Raw genomic sequence first — 13738 nt, 5'->3', positions numbered from 1 at the left:
TTAAGATAATATATTCATAAACTCTTTTTCATACAAAATTTTAATATTCAATTTTGCAGCTTGAAAAACTTTATTTCCAGGACGATCACCAATAATTAATAAATCCAAATTTTTAGAAATGTTACTAAAAACAATGCCACCTAATTCAGATATTTTTTGAATTATTTCTTTTCTAGAAAATTTATTAAATCTTCCAGAAAACGCAATATTTTTTTTAGTAAAAAAACTTAATAGTGTACTACTATATTTTTTTTTATTATTCTGAAATACCAATCCAGATTCTTTGACTAATTTCTTGATATATCTAATATTATATCCATCATTCATAAAATTAAAAAAAAAATTCGCATTACTATTTCCAAAATTCTTAATACTTAATAACTGTTCTAAAGTACAAGAAAAAATATTTTCTAAAGAATGAAAATATCTTGCAATCAACCTAGAATGTTCAATACCAATATTTTGAATACCTAATGCATAAATAAATTTTTCTAAAGTAGTATATTTACAACTTTGTATTGCAGAAATAATATTATAAGCAGATGTTTTTCCAAAATCTTTTAAAACAGATATTTGATTCTGATGTAATTTAAAACAATCTATAATATTTCGTACATAACCATACAATATTAACTTTTCAATTATTAACATTCCAAAACCTTTTGCATATAATGCATGTTTGGAAAAAAAATGTCCTATAATTTTTTTTTTTTGTTCAAAACAATTCATACCAGCTAAACATTGTATTATTGTCTTACTAGTATTAATACTCAAAAATGAATTACATGAAGGACAATATTTAGGAAAAAAAATTTTTTTGGCATGAGATTTTCTATCTGAAAAAATTACAGATTGAATTTTTGGAATTACGTCTCCAACACGTAATACTATCACTGAATCATTAATATGTAAATCTAATTTATTTATAACATTTGCATTATATAATGATGCTTTCTTAATAATGACTCCTGATAATAACGTTGGCGATAAATTTGCTACTGGAGTAATAATTCCTGTTCTTCCGACTTGATAAATTATACTTAATAACTTAGATTTTGCAGAATTTGAAAAAAACTTTACAGCAATAGACCATCTAGGAAATTGATTGGTATTCCCTAATTTTTTTTGTAATTTTATTGAATCTAACTTTATTACAACCCCATCTATATTAAATGACAAAAAGTCACGTACTTTAGATATTAAACTATAAAAGTTAATAATTTTATTTAATTTAGACGATAATAAAATATATGGACTAATTGAAAACCCCAACCGATATAAAAAGTATAATTGTTCAGAATGATATTGAAAATCTTGTTTTCCTTTAATAATATTACAATGATAAGCATAAAAAAATAACTTTCTTTTTTTCACGACAAATGGATCTTTTTGACGTAATGTTCCAGCAGCAGCATTTCTTGTATTAGAAAAAACTTTTTTCTTGTCTTTAATACATTGTGTATTTAAACGATTAAAATCTTTATTTAACATACAAACTTCACCACGTACTTCAAAAAAATCCGGAGTATCTTGATCTTTCAACTCTAAAATAATATTTTGAATCATACAAGCATTATTAGTAACATCCTCCCCAAGAATACCATTACCTCTCGTTAATGCTCTAATTAATTTTTTATTTTTATATAATAAGCTAACAGCTAAACCATCAAATTTTAATTCACAAAAAAAATACAAAGTATTATTTGCATGTAATATTCTTTTTAAATGCTTATAAAATTTAATAAATTCACTAATATGAAAAATATGTTGCAAAGATAACATGGGAGTAATATGGTTTTTACATAAGAAATTATTCTTTAAGTGATAAAAAGTATTTTCTCTTTCTTTCAAAACATCCAAAGCACAATATTTTTTTTTTAAAAAGTTTAATTTATTAAATAAAAAATCATATTCATAATCAGAAATAACAGGTTGATCTAAATAAAAATATAAATAATCATAATAGTGTAATAATCTTTCTAATTTTAATATTTTATTCTTTATTAACATGATATTCACTACATCAATCACTATACATTCTTGTATTATACTAATAATACTCTTTATAATAAAATAATAAAATTCTTCTTAAATATAAACAATGTGGTATATTTCATCATCAATATCACTATTCCAATTACAATATCAATATATATAAAATATAATATTATGTTAAATAATATTTTAACATTATACCAATAAATATTATCTCACATATCATACATACTCTATCACAATTTATTATAATATAAAAAAATAATATATAAATAATAAATTTATTATATTATATTTTTTAAATAAAGGAATATTATATGTTTCAACAAAATATAAAAATCTCTTCTAAGCATGGTTTACATACTAGACCAGCAGCAAAATTTGTAAAATCTGCACAAAAATTTTTTTCTGAAATTAATATTACAGCTCATGGAAAATCAGCAAATGCAAAAAGTTTATTTAAACTACAAACTTTAGAATTATCAAAAGGAACAATTATTAATATTTCTGCAACAGGAAAAGACGAAAAAGAAGCTGTTAGCTGTTTAGTAAATATAATCACATCATTAGAATAATATTCTATATTTCCACAATAATATCATTTATTTTTAATATGAAAATGTTTATAACAATATATTGAAAATAATTTCATTAAAATATTTTTGCCTGATAATAGTAAAATATATCTTAAATCAAAATAAATGATATTCTCATATTAAAAATTAAAGGTAATATTATGATTTCAGGCATTTTAGCATCTCCAGGAATTGCTTTTGGAAAAGCACTAATTTTGAAAAAATCAACTATCAAAATTTGCAAAAAAAATATTCTTCATAAGAATATTGATCAAGAAATTACAAAATTTATAGAAGCAAAAAAAAAAACTATTGTACAAATTCAAAATATTCAAAAAAAATCAAAAATAATACTGAAAAACGAAGAAATTAGTATCTTTGAGGGACATATTATGATCCTTGAAGATATAGAATTTGAAAAAGATATAATAGAATTAATTAAAAATACTTTATGTACTGCTGATTTTGCAATTCAAAAAGTCATTTCAAAACAAATACAAAAAATCAAAAATATACCAAATGAATATCTCAAAAATAGAGCAATCGATATTCAAGATATTGGAGATCGTCTTTTAAAAAATATATTAAATATAAATATTATAAACTTAAAAGAAATTCAAGAAGATATTATTTTAGTAGCAAAAGATTTAACGCCATCTGAAACCGCACAAATGAATTTTAAATATATCAAAGGATTTATCACAGATTTAGGTGGAGAAACCTCTCACACCTCTATTATAGCAAGATCTTTAGAAATTCCTGCTATTGTTGGAACAGAAAATTGCACTAAAAAAATAAAAAATGGAGATTTTTTAATCTTAAATGCTATTGATAATCAAATATTTATTAATCCAAAACAACAAACTATCAATAGTATACAAAAAAATCAAGATCAATATTTAAAAAAAAAAAAAAAATTAACTCAACTAAAAAAATTACCTGCTATTACTATAGATAATCATAAAATTGAAATTAGTGCCAATATTAGTAATATTAATGACATATCTAATGCAAAAAAATATGGAGCAGAATCTATTGGATTGTATCGAACAGAATTTTTATTTATGGAACGAAATCAATTACCTTCTGAAGAAGAACAATTTCTGGCATATAAAGAAGTTGCTACTAAAATGCAAAATAAACCAATTAATATTCGAACTATGGATATTGGAGGAGATAAAGAAATTCCATATATGAATTTTCCAAAAGAAGAAAATCCCTTTTTGGGATGGAGAGCGATTAGAATTAGTATAGATAAAAAAGAAATATTAGAAACACAATTAAAAGCTATTTTACGAGCATCAGCATTTGGAAAAATCAGAATTCTATTTCCAATGATTATCTCAGTAGAAGAAATACAAATTTTAAAAGAAGCAATAGAAAAAATGAAACATGTATTAAATAAAAAAAAAATATTGTTCGATAAAAATATAGAAATTGGAATTATGATTGAAACACCTTCTGCAGCTATCATTGCAAAATATTTAATCAAAGAAGTTGATTTTTTTAGCATTGGAACAAACGATTTAACACAATATACCTTAGCTGTCGATCGTGGGAATAAACTTATTGCACATTTATACAATCCAATGAGTCCCGCTATATTAACATTAATAAAAAATATTATCGAAGCATCTCACCAAGCAAACAAATGGACCGGTATGTGCGGAGAATTAGCTTCTTACGAATTAGCAACAATATTATTAATCGGAATGGGTCTAGATGAATTTAGTATGAATCCATCTTGTATTCCAAAAATTAAAAAAATAATTAGAAAAATAACCTTTCAAGATGCATATCAATTATCAAAAATGATACTAAAACAACCAACTACAGAAAAAATTATAAAATTACTAAATGAAAACATTTATAATAAATAAAATATTTTATAATTACAAATTAAGGAAATCTTGTGAATTTATTTACAAAATTTTTTACAAGTACAAAATCCGAACAATGTAAAAAAACTAATATCATTGCTCCTATATCAGGAGATATTATAGATATTGAATCTGTTCCAGATGAAGTATTTTCTAAAAAAATTATTGGAGATGGTATAGCCATTAATCCTATAGGAAAAAGAATTGTGGCACCTATAACAGGTACTATTGGTAAAATCTTTAATACTATGCATGCATTTTCAATCATTTCAAAAAATAAAATAGAAATCTTTGTACATTTTGGAATAGATACAATTTTATTAAGAGGAAAAGGATTTAAAAAGATTGCGCAAGAAAACCAAGAAATAAATGTCGGTGAAACTATTATTGAATATGATTTACGATTTTTAAAAAAACATGCAAAATCTATTTTAACTCCAGTAGTAATTTCTAACATTAATGAAATTAAAAAAATTAAAAAAAATTCTGGAGAAGTAAAAGCAGGAAAAACAATAATTATGGAAATTATAAAATAATTGTAATATTATAAGAACGGTGCTCTTAAATTTTTTAGTACCGTTTTTACATCATTTGTTAAAAATATAATACATTACATTGTATAAAATATCATTATCATATAAAAATAACATCATATTTTATACTAATTTATTCAGTATTTATTTTAAAATATAAAAATATATTTTTATTTACGATATTATATAAAATATATAATACTATTTATAGTATACAATATTTTATATATTTTGTAAAAATACAACATAGGAAAAATATGGTAAATTATTTAACAAAAAAATTCGGAAATGCTAAAAACAGAATACAAAATGCCATGAATGCTTTAAAAAAAAAACAAGGAGTGATTATCATAGATCACAAAAACCGAGAAAATGAAGGTGACTTGGTTTTTTATCCCAATAATATGACAGTACAACAAATGGCATTATCAATTCGATATGGAAGTGGCATTGTTTGTTTATGTATTACAGAAAAAAAGAGAAAACAACTCAATTTACCTATGATGGTAAAAAAAAATACTAGTACTTATAAAACAGGATTTACAATTAGTATAGAAGCTGCTACCAAAATTTCTACTGGAGTATCTGCAAAAGATCGTTTACAAACCATTAAAACGGCTATTTCAGATACAGTAACACCTTCAGATATAAAAACACCAGGACATGTTTTTCCTTTATGCGCACACAGAGGAGGAGTATTATCAAGAGAAGGACATACAGAGGCATCTATTGCACTCATGGCATTATCTGGATTGCAACCAATGAGTGTAATATGTGAATTAATGAATAAAGATGGTAGTATGGCAAATATCAAAGAAATTATAAAATTTTCACAATTACATAATATGCCTATATTAAAAATCAATGATATCATTACATATATTAAAAAAAAAAATCATAAAAATCTTTTTTAAAGATCTGTTATACGCCAATTTGGACGAATAATAATTTTTGTTTTATATTTTTTAGTATAATGTACCATACCTGTATATGCAATCATAGCAGCATTATCAGTACAAAAATTACTACTTGAAAAATATAAAGTAGCATGATTTTTCTCTAATATATTTTTTAAACGATTTCTTAATTTTTTATTTGCGCTAACACCTCCTGCTATTAATAATCTTTTGAATCCTTTTTTTTTCATTGCTTTTAATGATTTATATACTAAAACATCTAATATAGAATCTTCAAAACTACAAGCAATATCATATAAATCCTGTAAATCATGTTTTTTACTCCGAATTAAATTTAAAGTAAATGTTTTTAATCCAGAAAAACTAAAATTGAAATTTTTATGATATTTCATTGGTTTTGGAAAAGTAAATTTTCCTAAATTACCATAAGTAGCAAAATCTGATAATATAGCACCTCCAGGATAACCTAAATTTAATTCTTTTGCAATTTTATCAAAAACTTCTCCTACGGCATCATCTAATGTTTCTCCTAACAACTCATATTTTCCTATTTTAGAAGCACTAATTAGTTGTGTATGTTTACCAGAAATTAATAAAGCAATTAAAGGAAATTTAACATTCTTATCTTCTAACATCGGAGACAATAAATGACCTTCCATATGATTAATAGGAATTGCAGGAATATTACAAGCATAAGCCAAAGCACAACTAACACAAGCGCCAACTAATAATGATCCTGATAAACCAGGTCCTGCAGTATATGCAATACCATCAATCGTCTTCATAGAGATTTTTCGACTCCTTAAAATATTTTTTATTAATGGAGCTAATTGATTAATATATTCTCTAGCAGCTAATTCTGGAACCACTCCTCCATATTGATTATGTATACATTGACTGTTTAATACATTGACCAAAATACCATAATGACTATCATAAATTGCTATACCAACATCATCAAAAGATGTTTCTACTCCTAGTATTCTCATACTATACCTTAAAATATATTTAATTTTTTTTAAAACATATATACTATAGTATAGTAATATAAATAATATTTTTTCAATCAAGGAATACAATATTTATGCCTATCATTACTATTCGAGAAAATGAACCTTTTGATGTAGCATTAAGAAGATTTAAAAGAGCTTGTGAAAAATCTGGAATACTTTCTGAAATTCGTAGAAGAGAATTTTATGAAAAACCAACTACACAAAGAAAAAGAGCAAAAGCGTCAGCAATTAAAAGATTAGCAAAAAAACTTTCTCGAGAAAATATGCGCCGTATGCGTATGTATTAATAAAATAATACATTATATTATATAATATTCTAACATTTACAGACCGTACTGAATGAAATATACGGTCATAAATATCTATTCAATCAAAATATATTATTATGCATACATTCATACCTCAACATTTTATTAAAGAAATATTAGATGAAATAGATATTGTTGATATTATTAAACAACGTATCCAATTAAATAAACATGGTAATAATTACCATGCACTGTGTCCATTTCACAATGAAACGAAACCATCATTTGTCATTAATCACGAAAAACAATATTTTTATTGTTTTGGTTGTAATATTTATGGAAATGCGATTGATTTTATTATGAAATACGATCAATTAAAATTTATTGAAAGTATTCAAGAACTTACTAGAATACTAGGGAAAAAAATACCAAACAATTATTTTGATTTAAAAAAAAAAAAACAATATTATTACAAAAATCAGTTTTATAAAGATATTAAAATCATTGTAAACATTTACCATAATAATATTCACACCAACCATGGAAAAATTGCAAAATGTTATTTAAAAAACAGAAAAATTAATAATACTATGATTAATTATTTTCAGATTGGATTTTCATCTAATCAAGAAAATTTTTTAAATCAAATTATTCATAATAACAGTATCCACGAAAATACTAAAAATAATATCTTTATAAAAATAAAAAATAATAAACAATATAATCAATTTTATAATAGAATTATATTTCCAATTCAAAATCAATATGGAAACACTGTTGGATTTGGAGGTAGAAGTCTTATAAATAATAAATATCCTAAATATATTAATTCTCCTACAACAGAGTTTTTTAATAAAAGTAAAGAATTATATGGTATTGAAAAAATTAAAAAAAAAAATATAGAAATAAAATATATATTAGTAGTAGAAGGGTATTTTGATGTTATATCTTTAACTCAATTTAATATTCAAAATGTTGTATCCACGCTAGGAACAATGATTACAAAATATCAAATACAAATACTATTTCAAATAACTAATAATATTCTTTATTGTTATGATGGAGATAAATCTGGAAAACAGGCATCATGGAGAACATTAAAAAATACGCTACCATATCTGTATCATAATAGAAATATAAGGTTTATATTTCTACCGGATCAAGAAGACCCAGATAGTATTATACATAAAGAAGGAAAACATTCTTTTTTTAAAAGAATGAAAAATTCTACTAGTATGATAGATTTTTTTTTCATGAAATTATGTAAAAGAATTAATTTAAGTACAATAGAAGGAAAAAATAAATTATTAAATAAATCTATTCCATTAATTCAAAAAATACCAAATACATTTCTTCAAATGTATTTAAAAAAAAAAATAGGTGAAAAAATAGGTATTATAGAAGAATACCAATTACATAAAATATTTTATAATCAAAAAAAATATTATAATAAGAAAAAAATAAAATTAAATAAAATGAGAATTTTAATTAATTTAATTATTAAAATACCGAAACTATATAATATTATTCCATATTCAATACAAGAATTACAAAAAATAAAAATATGTGGATTACCCTTATTTATAGAAATATTTAATATATGTAAAATATTTAAAAAAATTACTACTGGGCAATTAATAGAATTTTATAGAAAAAAAAAAAAACTATTTCATATAATTAAAAAAATTATTTTCTTAGATCATATGATTGAAAAAAAAAAAATAAATTTTGTATTTGTAGAATTAATAATAAATTTATATAAATTAATTTTAGAAAAAAAATATAATAATCTTATTACAAAAGATAGAATAAAAAAATTAGATAAAAAAGAAAAATATATATTATGGAAAATAAATAAAACACTACAAAAAAAATAATATTTTCTATATTATATATTATATTAATTATATAATGTATATTAAATCTAATCATCACTAATGCATTTAATAAAATGGAAAACTCATTATGGAAAAAAATCCTCACTTACCACTCAAATCACTTATCAAATATGGTAAAAATAAAGGATATTTAACCTATTTTGATATTCATCATCATTTACCAAAAAATATTATTAACTCTCATCAAATTGAAGGTATTATAAATATGATTAACGATATTGGCATTCCAATTTTGGATCACAAGTCTCATAAAGATAGTGTAAATTGTGAAGAACATAATCTTCTTAATATTGAAAATATAGAAACAGAAAATCACAATTCAGAAAATTTTGATTCAGAGATTGAATTAGGAAAAACAACAGATCCTGTTCGTATGTATATGAGAGAAATGGGAAACGTAAAATTATTAACTCGAGAAGGAGAAATACAATTAGCAAAAAAAATTGAGGAAGGTATTCATCAAGTACAATCATCAATTTCAGAATATCCTGAAGCAATTATATATATTTTAAACCAATATGAACGTGTAAAATCCGGAAAAATACGATTATCTGATGTCACATCAGGATTTACAGGACAAAAAATAAAAAAAATAAATAAAATACATTATAATAATAAAGATAAAGATGTTATTATTAATATAGATGAATATGATGTAGATCCAGTAATGGCAAAAAAATATTTTTCAAAACTAAAAAAACAATATATTAAAACAAAAAATATTATTAATAGTAGTGGTAGAAAACATACTAATTCTATAAAAGAAATAAAAAAATTATCAATCATATTTCAAAAAATTAAACTCGTTCCTAAACAATTCCATTATCTTGCTAATAGTATGCACAATATAGTAGCAAGAATTCGTAAAGAAGAGCGTATTATTATGAAATTATGTACTGAAAATTGTAAAATACCTAAAAAATTCTTTATCAACGTATTTGTTGGAAATGAAACAAACACAACATGGATAAATAAAATTCAAGAACATAACACAGTATGGTCAAAAAAAATATTTTCCTTAGAAAAAGAAATTATAGAACCAACAAAACAGTTAGAACAAATTGAAAAAGAAGCAAAACTAACAATACAAGAAATAAAAAATATTAATAAAAATATGACAGTAGGAGAAATACAAACAAAACAAGCAAAAAAAGAAATGATCGAAGCAAATTTAAGACTAGTTATTTCTATTGCTAAAAAATATACCAATCGTGGACTACAATTTCTAGATTTAATTCAAGAAGGAAATATTGGACTTATTAAAGCGGTAGAAAAATTTGAATACAAAAGAGGATATAAATTTTCAACATATGCAACATGGTGGATTAGACAAGCTATTACTAGATCTATTGCAGATCAAGCAAGAACAATTCGAATTCCAGTACATATGATCGAAACAATTAATAAATTAAATAGAATCTCACGAAGAATATTACAAAGATCAGGAAGAGAACCAACACCAGAAGAATTATCTACTAAGATGTTTGTTCCTGAAGAAAAAATTAGAAAAGTACTAAAAATCGCTAAGGAACCGATATCTATGGAAACACCAGTAGGTGATGACGAAGATTCTCAACTAAGTGATTTTCTAGAAGATAATAAATTAGACCTCCCCATTAATTTAGCTACTTCAGAAAGTTTAAAAATAGCCACCTACAATATTTTATCTGAGTTAACACCGAGAGAAGCCAAGGTTTTAAGAATGCGATTCGGTATTGATATGAAAACCGATCATACGCTTGAAGAAGTAGGGAAAAAATTTTGTGTCACCAGAGAAAGAATACGACAAATAGAAGCAAAAGCATTAAAAAAATTAAGACATCCAAGTAGAGCAGAAATATTAAGACATTTCTTAGATAAATAATACTAATAAATACTAAGCTTCCTTATTAGATATAATAAGGAAGCAGTATTCTTAAAAAAATTATATTTAATATCATAAAATCACTAATACAAAATTATTTAAGAATACAGTTAAATACTCTTAATAGACAACCTATCTTTGATCAATTGAATATTTTTAAAAATTTGATCTAATGCAACACCACCAATCGACTTTTTAGTATTAAGACAAGAAATCATGTCTAATTTTTCATATACATCGTTTTCAAATAATATATGATATTTTTTAAAAATACTAATATCTAGATTTTCTAAAGCATCATTTCTCTTAATCGCTTCTAAAACTATTTTTCCAACAATATGATGTGCTTCTCGAAACGTAATACCTTTCTGAACCAAATAATCTGTTAATTCTGTAGCATTCGAATAACCTTTTTTTGCAGCTTCTAAACAAGAAGATGTATTGATTTTAATAGATTGTAAAACTAATATTGAGATATTTAAACAATCCATCCAAATATTAATCGCAGAAAATAAATTTTCTTTATCTTCTTGTAAATCTTTATTATAGGATAAAGGTAATCCTTTTAATAAAACTAACATACTTATTAAAGCTCCATATACTTTACTTGTTTTAGCACGAATTAATTCTAAAGCATCTGGATTCTTTTTTTGTGGCATTAACGAAGAACCAGAAGTAACATCATCAGATAATTCAATAAAATTTACTTCTCCTGAATTGAAAAATATTAAATCTTCTGAAAATCTTGATAAATGCATCATGCTAATAGAAGCAATCGACAATAATTCAATGACATAATCTCGATCAGAAACAGCATCTAAACTATTTTGAGTCACTTGAGAAAAATTCATATATGATGCTAATTTTTTTCTATTAATATTGCAAAATGTACCTGATAATGCTCCTGATCCTAATGGAGAAATATCAACTCTCTTAAAAGCATCTTGTAATCTCTCTTCATCTCTTTTAAACATTTCAATATACGCTAAACACCAATAAGCAAATGTAATTGGTTGAGCTCTTTGCAGATGTGTATAACCAGGCATAATATCATGAGTAGAAGATTCCGCTTGTGTAACAAAAGTATATTGAATTTTTTTTAAACAAATTAATATATCTTGAATAATAGACTTGCACCATAATTTTAAATCTGTAGTAACTTGATCATTTCTACTACGACCGGTATGTAACTTTTTACCCAAATTACCAATCATATCCACTAGTCGAAATTCGACCCAACTATGAATATCTTCTACATTACTATCTAACATTTTTGTAGGATTGATCTTAATTTCTTCTATTAACATTTTTAATGCATTTTCAATTTTTGATTGTTCTGATATTGTGAGTATATTACACTCTAATAAAGATTTTGACCAAGCAATAGATCCAAGAATGTCATATAAAGATAAATGATAATCAATATGTAAAGAACTATTAAATTTTTGAAATAATGGATGATTTTTTTTATCAAATCTACCACCCCATAATTTCATATTTTTTGTATTACTCATAATTATAAAACCTTGATAACATTTATATAATACGATCCATTGATATACAATAAAATATAAATAAATAATGATAAATTATGTATATTATTTTTTATTATTTAGAGCACGAATTTTAGATGATAACGAAAATAATTTAATAAATCCTTCAGCATCATGTTGATTATATACATTATCTTTACTAAAAGTGGCAAATTCTTTTGAATATAACGAATTTTCAGATTTTTTTTGTACTACAATAGCATTTCCTTTATATAATTTTATAACTACTTCTCCGTTAATCATATCAAAAAAAATACGTGCAGCAGATTGTAAAGATTCTCTAATAGGAGAAAACCATAATCCATTATAAACAATTGAAGCCATTTGTAATCCTAATTGTTGTCTCCATTGAAAACTATCCCGATCTAGTACTAATTGTTCAAGAGCACGAATTGCATACATTAAAATAGTTCCTCCAGGAGTTTCATAACAGCCTCGAGATTTTATTCCAATCAAACGATTTTCAATAATATCAATACGTCCTATACCATGTTTTGCACCCAAGGTATTTAACATATTTAATACATCTACCAAATCTAATGTATTATTATTTATAGAAATTGGAAAACCCTTTTTAAATTTAATACTAATATATTCTTCTGTATCAGGAGTACAAAGAAGATCCTTCGTCCACACCCAACAATCTTTATGCGATTGATTCCAAGGATCTTCTAAAATTCCCCCTTCAGTTGAAATGTGCCAAATATTTTCATCTCTACTATATATTTTTTTCTTCGTTGCAGTAGTTGTAATCTTTTTTTTGTTAAGATAATCTAATAAATCTTCTCTAGAAGATAAATTCCATTCTCTCCATGGAGAAAGTACTTTTAATTCTGGAGCTAATGCAGCATAAGCAGTTTCAAATCTAACTTGGTCATTTCCTTTTCCAGTAGCACCATGACACACAGCAGTAGCATGAATTTTCAAAGCTAATTTAATTTGTTCTTTAGCAATAATTGGCCTTGCCATGGCTGTTCCTAATAAGTAACTACCTTCATATAGAGCACCTGTACTTAAAACAGGTAAAATATAATTTTTAATAAATTTTTTTTTTAAATCTAATACATAACAATCAATAGCTCCAGACTGTAATGCTTTTTCTTGAATACCTTCTAAATCTTTTGGAGATTGCCCAATATCTGCAACAAAAGCAACTACTTGCAAAGAATAATTTTCTTTCAGCCATGGAATAATAGCTGAAGTATCTAATCCTCCAGAATATGCTAAAACGACTTTTTCCTGATGATTTTTTTTTATCATGA

General features: G+C 24.0%; 11 protein-coding genes. 7 read left to right on the top strand and 4 right to left on the bottom strand.

Annotation, left to right across the window (positions count from 1 at the left end; genetic code table 11):
• Positions 1–2010, bottom strand: coding sequence for an NAD-dependent DNA ligase LigA (gene ligA, locus AB4W53_RS00255; RefSeq protein WP_367671924.1), 2010 nt, complete (start codon positions 2008–2010; stop codon positions 1–3).
• Positions 2011–2312: 302 nt separating this feature from the next.
• Between ligA and AB4W53_RS00250 the strand changes: the two genes are divergently transcribed.
• The 4 genes from AB4W53_RS00250 to ribB all read left to right on the top strand — a co-directional run bounded on the left by AB4W53_RS00250 (position 2313) and on the right by ribB (position 5897).
• Positions 2313–2570, top strand: coding sequence for an HPr family phosphocarrier protein (locus tag AB4W53_RS00250; RefSeq protein ID WP_367671922.1), 258 nt, complete (start codon positions 2313–2315; stop codon positions 2568–2570).
• A 161-nt stretch (positions 2571–2731) separates the two neighbouring features.
• Positions 2732–4450: a phosphoenolpyruvate-protein phosphotransferase PtsI gene (gene ptsI / locus AB4W53_RS00245; protein WP_367671921.1), complete on the top strand. Its 1719-nt coding sequence runs from the start codon at positions 2732–2734 to the stop codon at positions 4448–4450.
• Between the two features lie 32 nt (positions 4451–4482).
• Entirely contained in the window at positions 4483–4986 is a 504-nt protein-coding gene (crr, locus tag AB4W53_RS00240) for a PTS glucose transporter subunit IIA (RefSeq protein WP_367671919.1), read from the top strand.
• Positions 4987–5240: 254 nt separating this feature from the next.
• A complete protein-coding gene (gene ribB / locus AB4W53_RS00235) occupies positions 5241–5897 on the top strand; it encodes a 3,4-dihydroxy-2-butanone-4-phosphate synthase (RefSeq protein WP_367671918.1) in 657 nt (218 codons plus the stop codon).
• Here the strand turns inward: ribB and tsaD are convergent.
• Positions 5894–6889 carry a tRNA (adenosine(37)-N6)-threonylcarbamoyltransferase complex transferase subunit TsaD gene (tsaD, locus tag AB4W53_RS00230; protein ID WP_367671917.1) on the bottom strand — a complete coding sequence of 332 codons (996 nt, stop codon included), beginning with the start codon at positions 6887–6889 and terminating at the stop codon, positions 5894–5896. The two genes, ribB and tsaD, sit on opposite strands and share 4 nt — an antisense overlap.
• A gap of 95 nt (positions 6890–6984) precedes the next feature.
• Between tsaD and rpsU the strand changes: the two genes are divergently transcribed.
• From rpsU to rpoD, 3 genes are all read left to right on the top strand, one after another.
• On the top strand, positions 6985–7200 hold the full coding sequence (gene rpsU / locus AB4W53_RS00225; RefSeq protein ID WP_367671916.1) for a 30S ribosomal protein S21: 216 nt from the start codon (positions 6985–6987) through the stop codon (positions 7198–7200).
• 98 nt (positions 7201–7298) lie between these two features.
• Positions 7299–9038 carry a DNA primase gene (gene dnaG / locus AB4W53_RS00220; RefSeq protein ID WP_367671914.1) on the top strand — a complete coding sequence of 580 codons (1740 nt, stop codon included), beginning with the start codon at positions 7299–7301 and terminating at the stop codon, positions 9036–9038.
• Positions 9039–9126: 88 nt separating this feature from the next.
• Entirely contained in the window at positions 9127–10923 is a 1797-nt protein-coding gene (gene rpoD, locus AB4W53_RS00215) for an RNA polymerase sigma factor RpoD (protein WP_367671912.1), read from the top strand.
• A 110-nt stretch (positions 10924–11033) separates the two neighbouring features.
• Here the strand turns inward: rpoD and argH are convergent, their stop codons facing one another.
• Positions 11034–12419: an argininosuccinate lyase gene (argH, locus tag AB4W53_RS00210; RefSeq protein WP_367672111.1), complete on the bottom strand. Its 1386-nt coding sequence runs from the start codon at positions 12417–12419 to the stop codon at positions 11034–11036.
• Positions 12420–12521: 102 nt separating this feature from the next.
• Entirely contained in the window at positions 12522–13736 is a 1215-nt protein-coding gene (locus tag AB4W53_RS00205) for an argininosuccinate synthase (protein ID WP_367671911.1), read from the bottom strand.
• Between the last annotated feature and the right edge of the window lie 2 nt (positions 13737–13738).

This window comes from Buchnera aphidicola (Myzocallis carpini), from assembly GCF_964059025.1.
Classification (GTDB): domain Bacteria; phylum Pseudomonadota; class Gammaproteobacteria; order Enterobacterales; family Enterobacteriaceae; genus Buchnera_L; species Buchnera_L aphidicola_AK.
This window is presented reverse-complemented; position numbering and strand designations above follow the sequence as displayed.

What these genes read in the sequence shown, in the direction of transcription:
- ligA (WP_367671924.1), bottom strand. Translation starts at nt 2,010, where the DNA reads ATGTTAATAAAGAATAAAATATTAAAATTAGAAAGATTATTACACTAT.
- AB4W53_RS00250 (WP_367671922.1), top strand. Translation starts at nt 2,313, where the DNA reads ATGTTTCAACAAAATATAAAAATCTCTTCTAAGCATGGTTTACATACT.
- ptsI (WP_367671921.1), top strand. Translation starts at nt 2,732, where the DNA reads ATGATTTCAGGCATTTTAGCATCTCCAGGAATTGCTTTTGGAAAAGCA.
- ribB (WP_367671918.1), top strand. Translation starts at nt 5,241, where the DNA reads ATGGTAAATTATTTAACAAAAAAATTCGGAAATGCTAAAAACAGAATA.
- tsaD (WP_367671917.1), bottom strand. Translation starts at nt 6,889, where the DNA reads ATGAGAATACTAGGAGTAGAAACATCTTTTGATGATGTTGGTATAGCA.
- rpsU (WP_367671916.1), top strand. Translation starts at nt 6,985, where the DNA reads ATGCCTATCATTACTATTCGAGAAAATGAACCTTTTGATGTAGCATTA.
- dnaG (WP_367671914.1), top strand. Translation starts at nt 7,299, where the DNA reads ATGCATACATTCATACCTCAACATTTTATTAAAGAAATATTAGATGAA.
- rpoD (WP_367671912.1), top strand. Translation starts at nt 9,127, where the DNA reads ATGGAAAAAAATCCTCACTTACCACTCAAATCACTTATCAAATATGGT.
- argH (WP_367672111.1), bottom strand. Translation starts at nt 12,419, where the DNA reads ATGAAATTATGGGGTGGTAGATTTGATAAAAAAAATCATCCATTATTT.
- AB4W53_RS00205 (WP_367671911.1), bottom strand. Translation starts at nt 13,736, where the DNA reads ATGATAAAAAAAAATCATCAGGAAAAAGTCGTTTTAGCATATTCTGGA.